The sequence below is a fragment of the Pararhizobium sp. P1_E7 genome, assembly GCF_056405855.1.
In genome coordinates, this window is the sequence record NZ_JBFUBH010000002.1 from 29,287 (window position 1) to 49,254 (window position 19,968).

The following is a 19,968-nucleotide window of genomic DNA, read 5'->3' on the forward strand; positions in this document are numbered from 1 at the left end:
GGTCAGAGCCAGCCACTTTCAGCATTTGCTTCATCGTTGCAGCGATGAACATCGGACGGGCTTCGCAGCGGCTTTCATTGCGATGGGCATTCAAACCAGCGCTCCTGCGGGCCCGTACTTGTAGGGTCTGTTTCCAGCCTGCCATATTGCTTCAACAAATCCAGCAGAGGACCGGTTTTGATCGCCTCGATCCGGAACCGGTCATAGGCGGTCCCGCCGGCGTCTTCGGCTGCCAGCATGGCGTTGACCACCGCCTCTTCGACGCTATCGACCACGGCCATGTAGATTGGGTCGAGACCTTCGTCGTTGAGAATTTCGAGCGACAGATGCGAGGCGGCGCGGTGCGGCATGGCCTGGCTGTTGGCCGTGGAGAAGGCCAGGAAGATGTCGCCGGAATTGTTGCCGCCAGGCGTGCCGTTGCGGCCGATGCCGATAGAGCAGCGCCGCGCCATGCGCTTCAGCTGGTGCGGCGCGAGCGGCAAGTCGGTCGCCACCACGACGATGATCGAGCCGCGCTCGGGCATCTGGCTCTGCGGGGTGCCATCGCGCATGTGCTGGCCGACAGGAACGCCGCAGATCGTCAGCCAGTCACGCTGACCGTGATTGGCCTGCACAAGCGTGCCGATCGTGTAGTTTCGCCCACCGATCTCGACGATGCGCGATGAGGTTCCCGTGCCGCCCTTGAAACCGTAGGTGATCATGCCTGTACCGCCGCCGGTGTTTCCCTCGGCAACCGGGCCTGTCGACGCCTCGGCGAGCGCTGCATGTACATCTGCCTCGGTAAGGTGCAACCCGTTGATATCGTTCAATACGCCGTCATAGGTCTCGGCCACCACCGGCATGATCCAGAGAAAATCGTCACTGTCATAGGTGGAGGCGTATTTTTCCAGCATCCATTTGATCGTCGCATGATGGGTCATGCCGACGCCATGGGTATTGGTGATCATGACCGGCCCGAGAAAATGGCCGCCATCCTCAATCCAATGCGTGCCGGTCATCTCGCCATTGCCGTTGAAACGATGAATGCCGGCATAGACGGGAACCGGTTCACCCGATGTCGAATGTGGAAGAATGGCGGTGACGCCGGTACGCACCGGGCGCGTGCGTCCTGGCCGTGGCGTATCTTCGAGGATGGTCCGCAGGCCAACTGCCACGCCATCGACATCGGTAATCGCGTTCAGGGGGCCGGTTCTGCCGGCAAAGGGCAAGCCGAGATCGCGGGCGCGGGGTTTTCTGGTCTTTGAGGCATTGTTTTGCATGGTCATCTCTGTCGGGAGCGAATGTAAAGGCCAAGGGAAGCGATCGCGAAGGAGAAGGTGAGCATCATGACCGCGATGGCATTGATCTCTGGCTTGAGACCGCGCCGGAGCATCGCAAAGATGAACATCGGCAGGGTGGTGACATCGACGCCGGCGATGAAATAGGTGATCACCAGATCATCCATCGAGATGATGAACGCGAGCAATGCCCCGCCGACAATGCCGGGCATCAACTGCGGCAGAACCACCTTGCGGAAGGTCGTCCACTCGTTGGCGCCAAGATCGGCCGAGGCGTTTTCCAGTGTGCGGTCCATGCCGGCCAACCGCGCCGAGACGACGATAAAGACATAGGAGATCAGGAAGGTGCACTGGCCGATAATGATCGTGCCCATGCCGAGCCTGACGCCGGCGCCCACGAAGAAGATCAAAAGCGCAATCCCGAGCACGATATCCGGCATCAGCATCGGCATGAACATCAGCACGCGATAGGCCCGCTTGCCGAAAAAGGCGAAGCGGTGGATCGCAAGCGCAATGGCCGTACCGAAGATCGTGGCGATGACGGTGGTGGAAACCGCGATGATCAGACTGTTGCGCAGCGCAGCGACCAACTGGTCGGTCGATTCAATGTAGAGGGCACTTTCCGAAATGGTCGTCTTGAAGCCCAGAACCTGCGCGTACCAGTCGGTGGTGAACCCGGACCAGGTCATCATGTTCACCGGGTTGGCGTTGAACGAATAGACGACGATCAGAGCCAACGGCAGGTAGATGAAGGTGAAGAACAGCACCGTGTAGAAAACCAGGCTGCTGCGGGCAATCGAGGAGATCATTCTCATCATGCTCTCCTCAATGGGCCAGCGCCGGGTCATCGTCACGCCGGCCCTGGACCAGGACGTAGACCATCAGCAGAACGAGCATGACGCTCATCACCATCATCGCCAGTGCCGCCCCGAACGGCCAGTTTCGGGCCGAAAGGAACTGCTGCTCGATGAGATTGCCGAGCATCATCACCTTGGAGCCGCCCAGCACCGCCGGCACGACGAAATTGCCGAGCGCGGGGATGAACACGATGATCGAGCCACCGGCAATGCCGGGTGCGGTCAACGGGAGGATGATGCGCAGGAAGGTGCGGATCGGCCCGGCGCCCAGATCCTGCGAGGCGCGCACCAGAGACCAGTCGAGCTTTTCGACGCTGGCGTAGAGCGGCATGAACATGAACGGAATGAAAATATAGACCATGCCGAGTATGATGGCGCCATCGGTGTAGATCAGCTCAAGCGGCCGGGCGATGAGGGCCGTAGTCAACAGCACTTCGTTGACGAGGCCGGTCTGGCGCAGGATCAGCACCCAGATAAACAGCCGCACGATCATGCTGGTGAAGAACGGCAGGGTGATGAGAAACAGGCAGAAATTCTTCCACCGCTCTGAAAGCCGGCTGATGCAGAAGGCGGCGGGGTAGCAGACGAGCAGCGTCGCCACCACCGTCAGAGCCGCAATCTTCAGTGAGCGGAAGAAGATCGATAGGTAAATTGGATCGAAATCCTCGAAGGCTGGGTCTGCAAAGCCAAGGATGCGACCGAAATTATGCGGATAGAATGTCCATTCGACACCGCCGTAGAGGCCCGGAGCCAGGAGGCTGGTGACGATCATGATCGCCAGCGGGCCAAGGAAGAAGACGGCGAGAAACAGCGTTACCGGTCCAAGCAGAATGCCGAGCTGCAGGCGGCTGCGGGCAATGATGTTCATGGCCGAGCCTCGGCTGTCTGCGGCCGGATGATATGGACGGAGGCCGGATCATAGCGCAGCTGCGCCCGGCGTTCCTGTTCGACCGTGCCGATCAGCGGCGCGCTGGCGGCGGGAATGGTGGCGATGATCTTGCGGCCTTCCTGCGTGTGGCCGTGCAGCTCGAAGGCGGCGCCGACGAAGATGATCTGCTGGATCGCGACATCCAGGGACGGCCAGTCGGACGCACCGCCCAGCACGAATTGCTCCGGCCGGATCAGCGCGGTCGCAGCCTGGGTCAGGGCCGGGCCGTCCGCTGCGGCACGGATCGAAAGACCATCGGCGGTGATCAGCTGATGGCCGTCGAACTGTCCCTCAAAAAGGTTGCTGGCGCCGACGAAGGTGGCGACGAAAGTATTGGCTGGCCTGTCGTAAATGGCGCGCGGCGTATCGAGCTGCTGGATGCGGCCACCGTTCAGCACCGCGACGCGGTCCGACATGGTCAACGCCTCCTGCTGGTCATGCGTGACGAAGATGAAGGAGATGCCAAGCTCATGTTGCAGCGTTTTCAGCTCAATCTGCATCGCCTGGCGCAGGTTGCGGTCGAGCGCCGACAGCGGCTCGTCGAGAAGCAGCAACTTCGGTCGTGCGACGATGGCCCGCGCCAGCGCCACGCGTTGTTGCTGGCCGCCTGAAAGTTGCCGCGGCTTGCGGCCTTCGAGGCCGGAGAGCCCCATCATCTGCAGGGCGGCGGCCACTTTCCTGCGCCGCTCCTCTTTGCCGGCACCGGCGATTTCCAGGGCGTAGCCGGTATTCTCGCCGATCGTCATGTGGGGGAAGAGGGCGTAGTTCTGGAAGACGGTGTTGACCGGTCGGCGGTGCGGCGGGCGTTCGGTGATATCCTGCTCGTCGATAAAGATGCGACCCGCATCCAGCGACACGAAGCCGTTGATCGATTGCAGCAGTGTGGTTTTGCCGCAGCCTGAAGGCCCCAGCAGCGTTAGAAATTCATTGCGGCTGACATCGAGATCGATGGCGTCAAGCGCCGTGATCACATTGCCTTCGGGCAGGGTGAAGGCCTTTCGGGCGCCCACCAGCCTGACGATCGAGTCTCGCATCCGGTCCCCCTAAAATGTTATTCATATAACTCTTGTGCGATTTGGATATATGGATATCATTTATACATCGAAGTCAACGGTCGCCAAGAACCGGACGAGACGCCCAAGGGAAACCATGAAGGCACAAGACCTGACACGAGCAGGCTTGCAATAACACCAGAGGAGAATGTGCATGAACGAGATGAAATACATCCGGACGCCCCGACGCACGCTGGCAAAGGGCGTGGGTGCGGCAGTTCTGTCTATGGGCATGATGCTGTCGGCCGGCACGGTTGCCTTCGCCGAAGAACTCAACATCTACAACTGGGGCGAGTACATCAATCCGGAAGTGCTGAAGACCTTCGAGCAGGAAACGAAAATCAAGGTCAATCTCGCCACCTATTCCTCCAACGAGGAAATGCTGGCGAAGATCCAGGGCGGCGCCACCGGTTACGATATCGTCTTTCCGTCCGTGCACATGCAGGACATCATGGCCAAGCTCGACCTGCTTGAGAAAACCGATATCAATAAATACGAAGGCTTCAAGAACATCGATCCGGCCTTCCTGCGGACGAAAAGCGATCCGAACGGCGAATATTGCCTGCCTTATGCCTGGGGCTCTGTCGGCATCTTCTATAACCGCAGGATCCTCGGCAAGGACATCACCGGCTGGAAGGACCTGATCGCCACCGCCAAGGCAAAGAATGTCAAGTTTACCCTTCTGGACGACATGCGCGAGGTGATGGCCGTCGGCCTCATGCTTAACGGCCGAAGCGTCAACTCGACCGAAGGAGCCGATCTGCAGGCGGCAGCGCAGACCATCATCGACATGAAGCCGGACGTCGCCGCCTTCACATACGACACGCGCCCCATGGTGCAATCGGGCGATGTTGCCGCCGGACATTTCTTCGTCGGCGCCATGGTGGACGTCTTCGCCAATGAAAAGGATCTCGGCTATGTGATCCCCGAGGAAGGCGGCACCATGTACCAGGAAGATATGTGCATCCTGAAGAGCGCGCCAAACAAGGACAGCGCCACCAAGTTCATGCAGTTCTATACCCGTCCGGAGATCGCGGCCCTCAACGTCTCCCAGCAGACCAACGGCACGCCGAACGTTCCTGCCCGGGCATTGACGCCGGATAACATCAAGAATAGCAAGGAAATCAATCCACCCGCAGAAACGATGAAGCGCCTGCAAATTTTCGAGGATCTGGGGCCGGGCCTGCGTCAGGTCGACAGGGTCTGGACGAAGGTCAAAACCGCCGAGTAAGGACAGATCCGGGGGAGCGGGCATGCCGGACAAAGCCTTGCGCCTCATTTGCGGCGCAAGGATATGAGCGTAGCGTTAACCGGCCAGCGGGGGAGGTACATTTGTCGAAGACCATCCTGAAGGCGCTGCAAGGCGAGGCCATGCGGCGTTCCAAATCCGACAAGCTGATTGCCGGCTATATCGAGCGGAACATCGCCGATCTGCCGTTCGAAACCGCGCGTTCGATCGCAACGCGGCTCGGGGTCAGCCCGATGACTGTCGGGCGTTACCTGCGTCGCCTCGGCTTCGATGGCCTCGACCACCTGAAGCATGAATTGCGGCGCGGCAGCTCCAATCCGGCCTGGCAGGTCAAGGGCCAGGTCGATCGTCTGCAGCAGGATGTGCGCGACGGCAAACTTATGGCCGGCCTCATTCGCCAGCAGATCGACAATCTGGGAGTAATCTACGAACTCACGGCCCAGCCGGAATGGCAGCTGATCGTCAACGCGCTGGTCGATGCGAGCGAGGTCTATGTCGCCGCCTACCAGAATGTGCGCGGCATCGCGCAGTATTTCGCCAGTCAGCTTTCCTATACCCGGCCGCGCGTTCAGTTTGTCGATGGGCTAAACGGCACCTACGCCGAGTTGCTGGACGGCTCGGTTGAAGGGCGTCTGCTGTTCCTGCACGATGTTCGCCGCTTCGCCGCCAAAGCAAGGCCGCTGGCCATCGAGGCGCGCCGCGCCGGCGTCAAGGTGGTTCTTCTGACCGACGAATTCTGCCCCTGGGCGGAGGAAGTATCCGATATCGCCCTGATCGTGCCCGGATCGCACGGTCCGCTCTGGGACGGCGCCGCCACCATGACTGCGGTCATGGACCTGATGCTCTCCAACATCATCGTCGTCCTGGGGGACGATGTCAGCGAACGGGTCGAAACCCTGACCCGCCTGCAGGACGTCTTCAAGGATTTCGAAGCGAAATGACGGGAGGGCCGCAGCCCCGTCGAGTCTCGTTCCGCCAACGCGCCATTTTGTGACTGACACGCGGAAGTGGAAACAACAAAACCTTCCAATCTGCAGAGTCCGGCATCCGCTCTATCATCGAGATTTGGTATTACTTGACAAAGGCGACACTCTAGCCCGTCGAGCATTCGTAGCGCACACGCCCACTCTCGGCGTCGACACCCGCTAGGCTCACCTCATATCCCCACAAATGCCGGATGTGGCGCAAAGTCTCGTCGCGGCTTGCCTCTTCAAGCACGATCCCGTTCTTCATCCGGTGCTCCAGGCGAAGCCGGCGATCCCCCAACAGATCGACGTCGAAAACCTGGATGTCCTGCTGGTTGGCGGCGACGTCGTAGCTTCTGGCCAAGGCCTTGCGGATTTCGCCGTAACCCTGCTCGTTGTGGATCGAGGCGACTTCGCAATATTTGTTGTCCGCCTGGTCGGTCAGCTGGAACAGCCTGAACTTGCGGATCAGCGCTGGGCTCAGATATTGCAGGATAAAGGATTCGTCCCGGTGGTTTGCCCAGGCGTCGAGCAGCGTCTCGCGCCACTGCCCGCTTCCGGCAATGTCGGGGAACCAGTCGCGGTCCTCGGATGTCGGCTGGTTGCAGATGCGTTCGATGTCCTGCATCATCGCAAATCCAAGCGCGTAGGGATTGATCCCGGAATAGCGGGGATCATCGAAATGCGGCTGGAAAACCACGCTGGAATGGCTGTGGAGCATTTCAAGGATGGTGCCTTCGCTGATCTTGCCCTGATCGAACAGTCTGTTGATGATCGTATAGTGCACGAAGGTGGCGCACCCCTCGTTCATCACTTTGGTCTGCCGCTGCGGATAAAAATACTGGGCGATCACCCGGACGATACGCAGCAGTTCGCGTTGCCAGGGCTCGAGCACCAGACTGTTCTTCTCCAGGAAATAAAGAAGGTTCTCCTCCGGCAGATTGAGCACCTTTTTCCGCTCAAGGGCATCGCGTTCCGCCTCCGCCGGGTCGGGGCGGCCGGTAGCACGCGGAAGTGTGCGCCACAGGTCGCTATAGGTCTGCTCCTCGTACTCCAGTCTTTCCCGGGCCCGTTCTTGCTCCTTCTTCGACGACAGGCGCGGCGGGCGGCGGTAACGGAAGACGCCCTGGTCCATCAATGCATGGGCGGAATCCAGAATGGCCTCCACGGCGGATGTCCCATGTCTTTCCTCGCATTTGGCGATATATTTCTTGGAAAAGTCCATATAGCCGAGGATCGCCCCGGCATCGGTCCATTGTTTAAACAGGTAGTTGTTCTTGAAGAAATGATTGTGGCCGAAGGCCGCATGCGCGGTCACCAGGGTCTGCATGGCCATGGTGTTTTCTTCCATCAGATAGGTGATGCAGGGGTTGGAGTTGATCACCAGCTCATAGGCAAGGCCGTGATGGCCCTTGCGGTATGCATGCTCCTCGTAGACGAAGCGCTTGCCGAACGACCAGTGCTGGTACATCAGCGGCATGCCGACGGAAGAGTAGGCGTCGAGCATCTGCTCTGACGAGATGATCTCCAACTGGTTGGGATAGACATCGAGCCCGAGTTCATCCAGCGCAATCGTCTCGATCGCGTCATAGGCATGCCCCAGCGTCCTGAAGTTCCAGTCGGAACTGCGGAACAGCAGTTTTGCGCCTGCGTTCTTTCCCATGCCGGGCTCCGTTTATCTGCGATATTGCAGGGTTGGCTGTCTGGCGAAGAGCTTTCGGAAGACAGGGTAGATATCGGAGGGCCTTGCGATCCGGGTCATCTGGAAATTCGGCCATTCTCCATCGACGGTGCGATAGGCGCGCCACAGCGAGGTGCCGTTGTCGGTCGATCCGAAGATTTCGGTTTCGCGCTCGTCGATGATCTCGACATAGGCATAATACTGGCAAAGCCGCATCAGTTCCTGGGTGAGAAGCGAGGCGCACCGCTCTGAATCGCGCGAGGCATTGTCGCCGTCCGAGGCCTGGGCGGCATAGATGTTCCATTCCTTTGCAGGATAGCGCTCCTGAATGATGCGAAGCATTTCCTCAAGCGCCGTGGAGACCACCGTGCCGCCGCTCTGGGTGCTGTAGAAGAAGGTCTCCTCGTCGACTTCGCCGGCCTCGTCGGTGTGGCGAATGAAGACGATGTCGATCCGGTCGTAGCGGCGTTTCAGGAACAGATGCAACAACACGAAGAAACGCTTGGCAAGGTCTTTCTCGCGTTCGCCCATCGAGCTTGAAACATCCATCAGGCAGAACATCACGGCGTTGGCATTGGGCAATGGCTGGCGTTCGAACCGGTTGAAACGGATATCGACAGGATCGACATAGGGTATACGCCGGCGGCGGCGCTCCAGCAGGTCGAGTTGCGCGCGCAAGGCATCCAAATGCTGGCGCTGATTGAGATCCGGATTCCGTTCCGCTTCGAGCCTGCCGATTTCCTGCTCCAGCGCCTCCAGCGTCTTTCGCCCAGGGCGCTGCAACGCGATGCGCCGTCCGTAGCTGTTGCGCATGGTGCGGCCCACATTGATATTCGTGGGAGAGCCGCTGGTGGCAAAGCCTGCCCGTCGCGGTTTGAAGGCGACGGATTCCTTCAGGCTGAGCTTGACCATATCGGGAAGTTCGAGGTCCTCGAAAAACAGTTCGAGGACCTCCTCGCGCGACAGCAGGAACTGAAAATCGTCCTCGGCGAGCCCCTTGCCGGCGGCCGAGCCTGAGCCGCCGCCGCTGCCCTGCGGTTTGTCGATGCGGTCGCCCGGCATGTAGTCGCGGTTGCCGGGCAGGACATATTGCCGGTCGCCGCTGCCGCGGGCCGGTTGGAACGTCGGCTCATTGGCGCCGCGTGCGGGCATGGGGACGGCGTGCCCGGTATCCACGTCGGCAATCCGGTCGGTCTTGACACGATCCTTGATGAAGCGCTTCAGCTCCTCGCGGGCCCGCTTCAGGAAGCGCTGGCGATTGCCGAGGCTCTTGTCCTTCGGGTTAAGGCGACGGTCGATGAAATTCGGCATTGGCTACCCCCAGACATCGGTGTTTCTCACCCTGCCTTGTTGACGCGCATGTACCATTCCACCAGCCGCCGCACCTGCCGCTCGGTATATCCCCGCTCGATCATGCGGTGGACGAATTCGGCATGTTGTTTTTCGCTGGCGCTGTCCTTCTTGGACCCGAAGCTAATGACCGGCAGCAAATCCTCCACCTGGCCGAACATCCGCTTCTCAATCACTTCGCGCAGCTTTTCATAGCTCATCCAGGACGGGTTGCGGCCGTTGTTCTTGGCGCGCGCGCGCAGGGTGAACTTGACGACCTCGTTGCGGAAATCCTTCGGATTGGCGATGCCGGCCGGTTTTTCGATCTGCGACAATTCGTTGTCGAGAATTGTCCGGTTGAGAATCTGCCCGGTGTCTGGATCCTTGAAATCCTGATCCTCAAGCCAGGCGTCGGCATAGGCGATATAGCGATCGAACAGGTTCTGGCCATATTCGCTGTAGGATTCCAGATAGGCCTTCTGGATTTCATGGCCGATGAACTCGGCATAACGTGTGGCCAGTTCCGACTTGATGAAGTCGAGATAGGCCGCCTCGGTTTCCTTGGGGAACTGCTCGCGCCTGATCGCCTGTTCGATGACATACATCAGATGGACCGGATCGGCAGCGATCTCCTTGCTGTCGTAATTGAAGGTCTCCGACAGAACCTTGAAGGCGAAGCGTGTGCTGACGCCGTTCATGCCCTCATCGACACCGGCTGCGTCGCGATATTCCTGCACCGATTTCGCCTTGGGATCGACGTCCTTCAGGTTCTCGCCGTCGTAAACCCGCATCTTGGTATAAAGCGGCGAGTTTTCATGCGGGGTGAGCCGTGTCGAGACGGTGAAGCGGCTAAGGCTTTCCAGAACCTCTGGCGCACAGGGGTTTTGGGCCAGTTCGCTTTCGCGCAGCAGCTTGCCGTAGATCTGCCGCTCTTCGGTAACACGCAGGCAATAGGGCACCTTGACCACCAGAATGCGGTCGAGGAATGCTTCATTGTTGCGGTTGTTCTTGAACTGCAGCCATTCGGATTCGTTCGAATGGGCGACGACGATGCCTTGATAGGGGAAGGCGCCGAAATTCTCCGTACCGTTGTAATTGCCTTCCTGGGTCGCGGTCAGCAGCGGATGCAGGACCTTGATCGGCGCCTTGAACATCTCGACGAATTCGAGCAGGCCCTGCGTCGTCCGGTTCAGGCCGCCGCTGTAGGAATAGGCGTCTGGATCGGCCTGGCTGAAGTTTTCGAGCTGGCGGATATCGACCTTGCCGACCAGCGAGGAGACGTCCTGGTTGTTTTCGTCGCCGGGCTCGGTCTTGGCGATGCCGATCTGGCGCAGGCGGGACGGCATCAGTTTGACGACGCTGAATTTCGAGATATCGCCGCCGATCTCGTCAAGGCGCTTGGTCGCCCAAGGCGAGATCATGCCGGTCAGGCGGCGCCTGGCAATGCCGTATTTGTCTTCGAGAAGATCGGCCATGCGTTCGGGATGAAAAAGGCCGAGGGGAGATTCAAAGACCGGGCTGATCTGTCCGCCCACCATCAATGTGTAGATGGGCCGCTGCTCCATCAGCTTCTTCAGCCTCTCGGCCAGCGAGGATTTGCCGCCGCCGACAGGCCCGAGCAGGTAAAGGATTTGCTTTCGCTCTTCGAGACCCTGCGCGGCATAGCGGAAATAGCCGACGATCCGCTCGATCGTGTCTTCCATCCCGTAGAAATCGGCGAATGTCGGATAGACCTTGATGGTCCGGTTGGAGAAAATCCGGCCCAGGCGCTCATCGGCACTGGTTTCGACGAAGTTTGGCTCTCCAATGGCGGCGACCATGCGCTCCTGTGCGGTGGCGTACATGCTTTTGTCGTCGCGGCAGGCAAGTATATATTCCTGGAGACTCATCTCCTCCTGCGCTGCGCTGGTATAAATCTCCGAAAAGAGATCGAAGACATCGGACTGGGTCTTTTGCATCATGCTCTCCCGCGGCCGGTTCGTTGAGACGGGTTCGCTGCCTGCCGGCTCGCTCAACGAGATGAACGTTTCCTTGCTCCGAAAGTTCCTTCAAATAATTGTTACAACAGAGAATCTGACAACGAAGAGGTCCGCGCAACGTGGGCGGTACCAGCGGATCCTGGAGCCTTGTCGAAAGGTTCGCCGGCTATCGCGCAACCTCGCTCAGGCCCGAATCACCGCCTTTGATGATCGTTCCGAATTCTTCATATCCAGCGTAACACAATACTGCGGACAACCATCATGCCATCAGTAATGTTCACAACTTTCGGGCATTGAGTTTCTCCAACCGTTGCAATTCTGCTCACCTTCCCTGCCATTCAGGGCAAGGCAATTCCCCGGCAGCCCGCTGGAAATTATGCCGCCGGTTTGCGGAAATCAGTATTTTTTCTTCTGGATGATCTTGTTGCCGCGCGGCCCTGTCTGCACCGGCGTGTTGCTGACGTTTTCCTCAAGCAGTTTGCGCCAGCGGACCAGCCGTTCTGCGGGCAAAGTACCCGCCTTGATGGCTGCCTGAACCGCGCAGCCCGGTTCGTGATCGTGGGTGCAGTCGCGAAACTTGCAGGAAGGGGCAAGGTCGGTGATTTCGGAAAACAGCGTGTCGATACCGTCGGAAACGTCACTGACATGCAGGGTGCGCATTCCCGGCGTATCGATCACCCAGCCGCCGCCGGCGATGGCGTGCAGAGACCGCGCGGTCGTGGTGTGACGCCCCTTGGCATCGCTTTCGCGGATATCGCCGGTCTCCTGTGCGGCGTCGTGGCTGAGGCCTGCCAGCGTGTTGACCAGTGTCGATTTACCGACGCCGGACGATCCGACCAGGGCAACGGTCTGCCCAACCCCGCACCACGGGAAGAGCAAACCGGCAGCATCGGCGGAGCGGCCGTTGACGATGATGACATCGAGGTCGCGTTGCAGGCTTCTTGCTGCCTGTTCGAATGTGCTCGCGTCGTCGATGGTGTCGGCCTTGGTCAACACCATGACCGGATGGGTTCCGGCCTGATTGGCCAAGGCGAGATAGCGTTCAAGCCGTGCCGGATTGAAATCCGCGTTGCAGGACGTGACGATGAAAAGCGTATCGACATTGGCGGCGGCAAGCTGCTGGGTGTTCCTGCCTTCTATCCTACGCTGCAACAGGGTCTGGCGTTCAAGCCGGCGCACGAGCAGGTGGGTCCTGGGATCGGCCAGTATCCAGTCGCCGACGGCGAAATCGGCGGTGTTGGTCTTGTGGGCGAGAGTGAGTCTGACCGGTCCCGCGGCGGAAAGCGCGCTCAGCCGGGCGCGATGAACCTCGGCGATGCGCATAGGGATGAGGGCGGCTTCGGATCGCTCGATCTGGGAGGCAAAAAAATCGGTCCAGCCATGGGACGCCAGAAAGACTGCGTCTGCACGCTCCGTCACACAGCCGCTCCCCGACACAGTGTCGCGTTCATGGATGACCTTTCTCAAAACAAGTTCAGACGCTGATAACAGAAGCACCCGGATGGCGCCAATCGTTTCGCAATCCCGGACTTTTCAGTTTTGTCTGGGAAATGCCACAAATTTCCGATAGGGAAGGGCATCCGGGCCGGTTCGGCCCTTTTCATTACGCATTGGCGACATTCGCAAGCGGGCGTTCCCATTCAATCCGGGCGCGCTTGTCGATGCCTTTCTCACCATTCCTACCAAGGACAGAACATGATTTCGCTTGAATTGACGCCGGTCCAGATCCGGGGCCTGAAACTCGCCAAGGAAGGAAACCTCTTCCCGCAGCCGGCGAAGAAATGGACGCACGAGAACGCCACGGTCACCTACGCAAGGACAGACCGGTTCAAGGAGCGTCCGCAGAAGATCCGGTTCCTGACGACCACGACCCTCAACGAACTCGAGGAACTCGGTTTTCTCGAACGCAGCCATCTCGACCATGACGTTGCTGTCGATCCGCGCGGGATCACGATGGCCGGCAAGATGTGGCTGATGGCCAACAAATAAGATCAGGCCACCAAGGGGCGCCGGCGATAACCTCGGATGCATCTGCATTGGAGGGCCGGCCGGCCACCTGCTGTTTTCCAGCGCCCCGGTGGACCCCTTAAGTCCTTGGCTCCCCGCCCGGCGCATAGGCCGTCGTCTGTTCGAATTTGAACTTGTGGCCGCAGCGGCAGCGGATCATGTGCCTGCGCGGATTGCTCGAGGCAAATTCGGTTTCGAAGCCGCTGGGCAGGGCGTCGATTTCAAATCCCCGCGTCTTGCGGCTGGGCGTGTCGTCTTCCGAAACCTCGGCAAAGCCTGCGTGCCCGCATTGGGAACATTCCAATTTCCGTGAATAGCGATCTCGCGCAGCCATCTTCATTCCTTTGACAAGAGGCGGGTCATACCAAAACGGCGGCCGGATGGAAGGGCTGATTGTTCCCTTCCGGCAGGGTTAGCTGCGCTCTTCCCAAATTTTTGCCAGCTCGACGATCGTTTTCACCGCTTTTTCCATGTCCTGCCGGCTGACCCATTCCAGCGGCGAGTGGAAAGCGTGGCCGCCGGCGAAGATGTTGGGGCAGGGTAGGCCCATGAACGACAGGCGCGAACCATCGGTGCCGCCGCGAATGCTGCCGCGCACGGGTTCCATGCCCGCCCGCCGGATCGCCTCGACAGCGTTATCGACTATTTCCGGGTGGCGATCGAGGATCGCCTTCATATTGCGGTACTGGTGCTTGACCTCGAAGGTGTAGGAGGAGCCCGGATAATCCGGCATGACATCCTTGACGATCGCCTCGATCATCGCTTCCTTGGTGGCGAGGCCCTCGTCGTCGAAGTCGCGAACGATCAGGCCGATCGTTGCCTTGTCCATCGAGCCTGTGACGCCGGTCGGATGGATGAAGCCTTCTCTGCCTTCGGTCGTTTCGGGAGCCACGTGTTTCGGCAGCCGATCGATGATGGCACCAGCGATCTTGATGGCGTTTTCCATTTTCCCCTTGGCGAAGCCCGGGTGGATGGCAACGCCCTGGATGGTGATTTCGACGCCATCGGCCGAGAATGTCTCGTCTTCGATCGAGCCGGCCGTTTCACCGTCCATCGTATAGGCAAACTGCGCACCGAGCTTCTTCAGGTCGATCTTGTCGACCCCGCGGCCGATCTCCTCATCCACCGTGAACAGGATTTTGATGGTGCCGTGCTTGACGTCCGGATTGTCGATCAGGAATTGTGCCGCCGTCATGATCTCGGCAAGGCCGGCCTTGTCGTCGGCGCCAAGCAGCGTCGTGCCGTCTGTGGTGATGATGTCGTTGCCGACCTGGTCGCGCAGGGCCGGATGGTCGGCAACGCGGATGATCTGCTGCGGGTCGCCCGAAAGCTGGATGTCGCCGCCGGCATAGGTGCGGATCACCTGCGGCTTGACGTTGGTGCCGGTAAAATCGGGCGCCGTATCCATGTGCGAGCAGAAGCAGATGACCGGCACCGGCTTGTCGACATTGGATGGAATGGTCGCGTAGATGTAGCCGTGCTCGTCGAGATGCGCGTCCGAAAGCCCGATTTCTAGCAGTTCTTGAACCAGCAGGCGGCCAAGGTTTTTCTGCTTTTCGGTGGAGGGCTGTGCCGCCGATTTGGCGTCCGACTGCGTGTCGATCACGACATAGCGAAGGAAGCGGTCGGTAACGGTATCAGTCATGGCTTGCTCCATTCCATAGGCGTCAGGTGGCCTTCTGTAACCTCCACTGGCGCCGCCGTGAAGGCATTTCCGGGAAAAAGACCATTCAAAAAGCCGCATATTGTGATGTCGAAAACCTGCGACATTCCCTGAAACACGTGGCATAAGGGCGCCGCAACATACTTGGGCACCGCACAAATGATCCGTATCGAAAATATCAGCAAGCAGCTGAGCCACCGCATTCTCTTCATCGAGGCTTCCGCCGCGCTCAACAAGGGCGAGAAGATCGGCCTTGTTGGCCCCAACGGCGCCGGCAAGACGACCGTCTTCCGGATGATCACTGGCGAAGAACAGCCCGACGAGGGGCAGGTGGCCGTCGAGAAGGGCGTCACTGTCGGCTATTTCAACCAGGACGTCGGCGAGATGGAAGGCCGTAGCGCCGTTGCCGAAGTGATGGACGGTGCCGGTCCGGTGAGTATCGTTGCTGCAGAATTGCGCGAACTCGAGGCCGCCATGGTCGATCCCGACCGGCTGGACGAGATGGACGCCATCATCGAGCGCTACGGCGAGGTGCAGGCGCGCTATGAGGAGCTGGACGGCTACGCGCTGGACGGCCGCGCGCGCGAGGTTCTGGCAGGCCTGAGCTTTACCCAGGAAATGATGGATGGCGATGTCGGCAAGCTTTCGGGCGGCTGGAAGATGCGCGTGGCGCTGGCCCGCATCCTCTTGATGCGCCCCGACGTCATGCTGCTTGACGAACCGAGCAACCATCTCGATCTGGAAAGCCTGATCTGGCTGGAAGAATTCCTCAAGAATTACGAGGGCGCGCTTCTGATGACCTCGCACGACCGCGAGTTCATGAACCGCATCGTTACCAAGCTGATCGAGATCGACGGTGGCGGGCTGACGACCTATTCCGGCGACTACGAATTCTACGAGCAGCAGCGGGCGCTGAACGAAAAGCACCAGCTTGCCCAGTTCGAGCGGCAGCAGGCAATGCTGGCCAAGGAAATCAAGTTCATCGAGCGTTTCAAGGCGCGCGCATCGCATGCCGCCCAGGTGCAGAGCCGGGTGAAGAAGCTCGACAAGATCGAACGGGTCGAGCCGCCGAAGCGACGCCAGGTCGTTGCGTTCGAATTCCAGCCGGCGCCGCGTTCCGGCGAAGACGTGATCAATCTGAAGAACGTTCACAAGAGCTATGGCAGCCGCAGCATCTATGACGGGCTGGACTTCATGGTCCGCCGCAAGGAACGGTGGTGCATCATGGGCATCAACGGTGCCGGAAAGTCCACCCTCTTGAAACTGGTGACGGGTTCGACCGAACCGGACAAGGGAACGGTGGCGCTCGGTGCCAGCGTCAAGATGGGCTATTTCGCCCAGCACGCCATGGATCTGCTCGACGGCGAGCGCACGGTATTCGAGACGCTGGAGCATGAGTTTCCACGCGCTGGACAAGGTCCGTTGCGGGCGCTGGCGGGTTGCTTCGGATTTTCCGGCGACGATGTCGAAAAACGTTGCCGCGTTCTGTCCGGCGGCGAAAAGGCGCGGCTGGTGATGGCGATCATGCTGTTCGATCCGCCCAATCTGCTGGTACTCGACGAGCCGACCAACCATCTGGACCTCGACACCAAGGAAATGCTTATCCAGGCTTTGTCGGAATACGAAGGCACCATGCTGTTCGTCTCCCACGACCGGCATTTCCTCGGCGCACTGTCAAACCGGGTTCTGGAACTGACGCCTGATGGCATCCACGAATATGGCGGCGGCTACACGGAATATGTCGCGCGCACCGGCCATGAGGCTCCGGGTCTGCGGAGCTGATACAGGAGGCGCTTGCTGGTTGGGTTGGAGCCCGTTCAGCTTCTCTCGAGAAGAAAGAACGTGGTCGGGCCTGACGCGGCGTCATTCGAAAGACGGAAGCCGGCCGGGGATATTGCCTGGCCGGCGGCCTCCAAGGCGACGCCGTTCAGCGTCACCGGCGTCAGCCGCCATTGACCCTTGGCGAGCGCGAGCGACAGGTCGACATAGCCCTTGCGGATCAGAACGGGAAGGCGGCCGAAATCGGCGATTACCTTCTCCTCGTCGTCGCGGAACTGCATGCCGGTATTGCGCGCGTCGGTGGCGTAGATGACGAGAAGCCGGCGGCTTCGCGCGATGTTTTCGGCGTCGTCCAGAACCGATACGGCAAGCAGCCCGTTGCCGTCCGAGGCCTCGACACGGACGCTGCCCAGGTTGACGGGCTCCCGCAGTGTTGAAAAGGCGACCGCTTCCGTCTTCGGCGTGGAGACCCGTAATTGTCCACGCAGGCGGTCAAGCTTGAGCTCGCCGGTATCGCTTTCATAGAGGCCGGTCTTCAGGTCGGTCTGGTTGTCCTTCGGCAAAAGCCCGGCGGCCTTGGCGGCATCGAGGATGGCTTGGGGATCAACGGCAGATCGCGGCTGGCCGACGCTTATGCTACTCTCGGCCGCTTTAGCCATGCCGATCGCACCGACAAGGCCGAGCTCCGTGAGCTGGTCCGGTTCACGCGCCTGCATATCGTCGTCAAGATCTTCTGTGCCCCGCACAAGAAACGGGATCGTCAAGTTCGAGGCAGCCACATCTGCGCGCCGGAAGAGAAGCGCTGCCAGCGTCTCGCCGGCGCGCGCGACCGGATCAAGCGCAATGGCATAGGGAAGCATCGCTTTCTTATGGGGATAGGGCTCATTGTATTTCAGGATGATCGGGCCGTGCGCGTGGCGGCAGAGCACGTCCCAGCCCTGCTGCGCGGCATAGGCCGGCATCACAAGCCCGGCCTCGTAGCGATAACGGTTCCAGAAAAGATGATCGTATTCGCTGACGACGAACGGCTTGCCGAGCCAGCGGGCGGCGGCGATCAGGCGCATGTAGCTGGCATCGTCATCGATCGAGCTCTTCTGCGTCATGGCCGCACCGGGTGAATAGCTGCCGACCCAGTCCTGATAGGTATTCATCGTGATGACCGGGAGGTCCTGGCGGCTCAGCGTCGTCTGGATCGTCGGCCAGTTGTTGAAACTGCTGATTTCGCCCTTGTAGCCAAGGTCGCGCAGTGCCTTCGCCATCCGGGTGGCGGTGCTGGTTTCGATGGAAACGAAGAAGGCCTGCAGGTCCTTCAGGCGCGGTGAATCCTCATAGCGCGATCCGGGCAACGCGATGGACGCATCTTCCAGCCGCTCGCTCGGCTGAAGGTCGGGCCATGTTTTCGAAAGTGCCTCCGTCGAGCCGTAACGCTGCTTCAGCCAGTCATTGAAGGGCAGCTTCAACCGTTCGCCGTAGTGGGGTTTGCCCTCCCGTTCACGCACAATGCTGTCGAATTCGATATTGTTCTCGTTGACGAGAATGACCAGCGCCAGCGCTTTGTCGTTGATCGGTGCGGTGCCGGTATACGGATTGACCAGCGTCAGGAAGCGGCGCTGGAATTCCAGCCAGTGATCGAAGGCCTCGTTGTCGAAATAGATGGCAAGCTTCAGGTCGCTTGAGGGATCCCAGCGGTCGTCATAACCGCCGTAGGCGCCGCGCCAGGAGGAAAGGCCGTCCATGATCCAGTAGATGCCGTTGCGTTTCAGCGCGGCCAGCAGGTAGTGGACACGGTCAAGGACTTCGGGATCGAAATCGAAATCACGGCCGCGGCCGAACATCAGGCTGGCATCGACAAAATGGAGCCGGGCGATGTTGTAGCCGTGTTTGGCAAGCTCGGCCGCATAGAGATCGGCATCGGCATGGCTTGGAAAACCGCCCGATGCCGGGCTCCAGGCAAGCGAGGCGCACAGCAGCCGAACGGGTTTATCCGGCTCGCTGGCGCGGACAAACCGGCCCTGTTTTCCGGTCAGAAGCTGGCCGCCGCCTTCAATGGGCGGATTGGGCAGAAACGTCGAGAAGTCGAGAGGGCTTTGGTTGCCGAGCACCATGGAGGTTTCACGCACAGGCAGCCACTCGTCGGAAGCGATGACCGGTGATGGGATCGCCAGCATGGCGGCGAGCCCCCATCGGATGACAAGCCTCATCGGGCGGGTCCGATTGTCCGGCTTTCGATCCAGGCCTCCGGCGGCAGGCGGCGGCGGAAAAAGCCGGCCGGCACTGCGGCTGCATGAAAACACCAGGCGACAACCGTGTAGAGCCCCATGGCAGCGCCGCCCTTCTTGACGCTGATTGCAAGAACGATGGCGGCTGCCAGCGAGATCACCATCGCCAGGCCGGATACGAGCCCCGGCGCCATGAACAGAAGGACGATCGAAAGAGCCCACCAGCAGTAGACTGCTGCCCAGAGTTTCAGCTCCGGCAATTCGGCGATCAGCCGGCCGAAATAGGGTTTGCCGACCGATGCGCGCAGCAGCTCGCCGGTGCCGTAGAGGTACTTGCTGTTCCAGCGCCGGATGAGCAGCCGGTAGGAGTTCGATGTGTGTCCGAAATGACTGACGAAGCGCCGGTCGAGGCGATGAAGCCGCCAGCCCAGACTGCGCAGCCGCACACCCAGATCGAATTCCTCGTAGCCATGCAGGTTGCGATCGGAAATGTAGCCTGCCTTCTCGATGGCGCTGCGCCGGTAAAGCCCGCCGCCATTCATCCGGTCGATGTCGCCGGTCCGGTTCTCCGGCGCGTTGCGCTGGACCCGGCGAGCATATTCGAGATTGGCGGTCTGCATTTCCTCCACATGCCCGGTGACGCCGGCGACATCGGGATTGCCAGCGAGAAAGCGCACGGCATCGGACAGAAAGTCTGGATCAAGGATCATGTCTCCGTCGAGCAGGCAGACGTGATCGAAGGTGGAATACTGAAAACCGAGCTGCGGGCCTATTCCGCAGCTGGCCAGGGCCGGTGGTGCGATCTGCACAATGGTGACCGGGTAGCCGGACGCGATTTCGACGGTGCGGTCCCTGGAACCGCTGTCGGCAATGATGACTTCGCCGGCACCGCCGGGCAGTCCTGCAAGCGCGCTTTCGATGGTCGCGGCGATGCGCTTTTCTTCATTCAAGGTCTTGATGATGACGGATACGCCCAAAATGAC

The 19,968-nt window shown here is 60.1% G+C and carries 16 protein-coding genes; 4 read left to right on the forward strand and 12 right to left on the reverse strand.

Translation table 11 applies throughout. The features are described from left to right. Positions 1–74: 74 nt before the first annotated feature. The 4 genes from AC1D17_RS02655 to AC1D17_RS02670 are packed head-to-tail and all read right to left on the reverse strand — an operon-like array spanning position 75 to position 4,096. Positions 75–1,259 (reverse strand): DmpA family aminopeptidase, encoded by a 1,185-nt coding sequence (locus tag AC1D17_RS02655; RefSeq protein ID WP_477563894.1) that lies wholly within the window; start codon positions 1,257–1,259, stop codon positions 75–77. A 2-nt stretch (positions 1,260–1,261) separates the two neighbouring features. Then, positions 1,262–2,092 (reverse strand): ABC transporter permease, encoded by an 831-nt coding sequence (locus AC1D17_RS02660; RefSeq protein ID WP_477563895.1) that lies wholly within the window; start codon positions 2,090–2,092, stop codon positions 1,262–1,264. Between the two features lie 10 nt (positions 2,093–2,102). After that, on the reverse strand, positions 2,103–3,002 hold the full coding sequence (locus AC1D17_RS02665; protein WP_477563896.1) for an ABC transporter permease: 900 nt from the start codon (positions 3,000–3,002) through the stop codon (positions 2,103–2,105). Continuing rightward, complete coding sequence (locus AC1D17_RS02670; protein WP_477563897.1) at positions 2,999–4,096, reverse strand: ABC transporter ATP-binding protein; 1,098 nt, start codon at positions 4,094–4,096, stop codon at positions 2,999–3,001. Before AC1D17_RS02670 ends, AC1D17_RS02665 begins: the two co-directional genes overlap by 4 nt. A gap of 172 nt (positions 4,097–4,268) precedes the next feature. Here AC1D17_RS02670 and AC1D17_RS02675 point away from each other — a divergent pair, with 172 nt between their 5' ends. Beyond that, entirely contained in the window at positions 4,269–5,345 is a 1,077-nt protein-coding gene (locus tag AC1D17_RS02675; RefSeq protein ID WP_477563898.1) for a polyamine ABC transporter substrate-binding protein, read from the forward strand. A gap of 101 nt (positions 5,346–5,446) precedes the next feature. Next, positions 5,447–6,304 (forward strand): MurR/RpiR family transcriptional regulator, encoded by an 858-nt coding sequence (locus AC1D17_RS02680; protein ID WP_477563899.1) that lies wholly within the window; start codon positions 5,447–5,449, stop codon positions 6,302–6,304. A 151-nt stretch (positions 6,305–6,455) separates the two neighbouring features. Here the strand turns inward: AC1D17_RS02680 and AC1D17_RS02685 are convergent, their stop codons facing one another. The 4 genes from AC1D17_RS02685 to rsgA all read right to left on the reverse strand — a co-directional run bounded on the left by AC1D17_RS02685 (position 6,456) and on the right by rsgA (position 12,736). Beyond that, positions 6,456–7,991: a SpoVR family protein gene (locus AC1D17_RS02685; protein WP_477563900.1), complete on the reverse strand. Its 1,536-nt coding sequence runs from the start codon at positions 7,989–7,991 to the stop codon at positions 6,456–6,458. A 12-nt stretch (positions 7,992–8,003) separates the two neighbouring features. Beyond that, the gene (locus tag AC1D17_RS02690) at positions 8,004–9,320 is read right to left on the reverse strand and encodes a YeaH/YhbH family protein (RefSeq protein WP_477563901.1); all 1,317 of its coding nucleotides are present in this window, start codon (positions 9,318–9,320) and stop codon (positions 8,004–8,006) included. A 26-nt stretch (positions 9,321–9,346) separates the two neighbouring features. After that, positions 9,347–11,296: a PrkA family serine protein kinase gene (locus AC1D17_RS02695; RefSeq protein ID WP_477563902.1), complete on the reverse strand. Its 1,950-nt coding sequence runs from the start codon at positions 11,294–11,296 to the stop codon at positions 9,347–9,349. Positions 11,297–11,713: 417 nt separating this feature from the next. Continuing rightward, complete coding sequence (gene rsgA / locus AC1D17_RS02700) at positions 11,714–12,736, reverse strand: ribosome small subunit-dependent GTPase A (RefSeq protein ID WP_477563903.1); 1,023 nt, start codon at positions 12,734–12,736, stop codon at positions 11,714–11,716. 276 nt (positions 12,737–13,012) lie between these two features. On the opposite strand from rsgA, the gene AC1D17_RS02705 reads away from it, so the two are divergent. Then, positions 13,013–13,306 (forward strand): hypothetical protein, encoded by a 294-nt coding sequence (locus tag AC1D17_RS02705; RefSeq protein ID WP_264223125.1) that lies wholly within the window; start codon positions 13,013–13,015, stop codon positions 13,304–13,306. A gap of 97 nt (positions 13,307–13,403) precedes the next feature. Here AC1D17_RS02705 and AC1D17_RS02710 read toward each other — a convergent pair whose 3' ends face one another. Next, positions 13,404–13,658, reverse strand: coding sequence for a hypothetical protein (locus AC1D17_RS02710; protein WP_477563904.1), 255 nt, complete (start codon positions 13,656–13,658; stop codon positions 13,404–13,406). A 78-nt stretch (positions 13,659–13,736) separates the two neighbouring features. Further along, complete coding sequence (gene pepT, locus AC1D17_RS02715; RefSeq protein WP_477563905.1) at positions 13,737–14,969, reverse strand: peptidase T; 1,233 nt, start codon at positions 14,967–14,969, stop codon at positions 13,737–13,739. 177 nt (positions 14,970–15,146) lie between these two features. Between pepT and AC1D17_RS02720 the strand changes: the two genes are divergently transcribed. Beyond that, a complete protein-coding gene (locus tag AC1D17_RS02720; RefSeq protein WP_477563906.1) occupies positions 15,147–16,769 on the forward strand; it encodes an ABC-F family ATP-binding cassette domain-containing protein in 1,623 nt (540 codons plus the stop codon). 35 nt (positions 16,770–16,804) lie between these two features. Here the strand turns inward: AC1D17_RS02720 and AC1D17_RS02725 are convergent, their stop codons facing one another. Next, positions 16,805–18,967: a glycoside hydrolase gene (locus tag AC1D17_RS02725; RefSeq protein ID WP_477563907.1), complete on the reverse strand. Its 2,163-nt coding sequence runs from the start codon at positions 18,965–18,967 to the stop codon at positions 16,805–16,807. After that, positions 18,964–19,962, reverse strand: coding sequence for a glycosyltransferase family 2 protein (locus AC1D17_RS02730; protein ID WP_477563908.1), 999 nt, complete (start codon positions 19,960–19,962; stop codon positions 18,964–18,966). The genes AC1D17_RS02725 and AC1D17_RS02730 overlap by 4 nt, the downstream gene beginning before the upstream one ends. Positions 19,963–19,968 lie beyond the last annotated feature (6 nt).

Excerpts from the sequence above, each read along its gene's own strand:
- AC1D17_RS02655 (WP_477563894.1), bottom strand. The coding sequence starts at position 1,259 with ATGCAAAACAATGCCTCAAAGACCAGAAAACCCCGCGCCCGCGATCTC.
- AC1D17_RS02660 (WP_477563895.1), bottom strand. The coding sequence starts at position 2,092 with ATGAGAATGATCTCCTCGATTGCCCGCAGCAGCCTGGTTTTCTACACG.
- AC1D17_RS02665 (WP_477563896.1), bottom strand. The coding sequence starts at position 3,002 with ATGAACATCATTGCCCGCAGCCGCCTGCAGCTCGGCATTCTGCTTGGA.
- AC1D17_RS02670 (WP_477563897.1), bottom strand. The coding sequence starts at position 4,096 with ATGCGAGACTCGATCGTCAGGCTGGTGGGCGCCCGAAAGGCCTTCACC.
- AC1D17_RS02675 (WP_477563898.1), top strand. The coding sequence starts at position 4,269 with ATGAACGAGATGAAATACATCCGGACGCCCCGACGCACGCTGGCAAAG.
- AC1D17_RS02685 (WP_477563900.1), bottom strand. The coding sequence starts at position 7,991 with ATGGGAAAGAACGCAGGCGCAAAACTGCTGTTCCGCAGTTCCGACTGG.
- AC1D17_RS02690 (WP_477563901.1), bottom strand. The coding sequence starts at position 9,320 with ATGCCGAATTTCATCGACCGTCGCCTTAACCCGAAGGACAAGAGCCTC.
- AC1D17_RS02695 (WP_477563902.1), bottom strand. The coding sequence starts at position 11,296 with ATGCAAAAGACCCAGTCCGATGTCTTCGATCTCTTTTCGGAGATTTAT.
- AC1D17_RS02705 (WP_264223125.1), top strand. The coding sequence starts at position 13,013 with ATGATTTCGCTTGAATTGACGCCGGTCCAGATCCGGGGCCTGAAACTC.
- AC1D17_RS02710 (WP_477563904.1), bottom strand. The coding sequence starts at position 13,658 with ATGGCTGCGCGAGATCGCTATTCACGGAAATTGGAATGTTCCCAATGC.
- pepT (WP_477563905.1), bottom strand. The coding sequence starts at position 14,969 with ATGACTGATACCGTTACCGACCGCTTCCTTCGCTATGTCGTGATCGAC.
- AC1D17_RS02720 (WP_477563906.1), top strand. The coding sequence starts at position 15,147 with ATGATCCGTATCGAAAATATCAGCAAGCAGCTGAGCCACCGCATTCTC.
- AC1D17_RS02725 (WP_477563907.1), bottom strand. The coding sequence starts at position 18,967 with ATGAGGCTTGTCATCCGATGGGGGCTCGCCGCCATGCTGGCGATCCCA.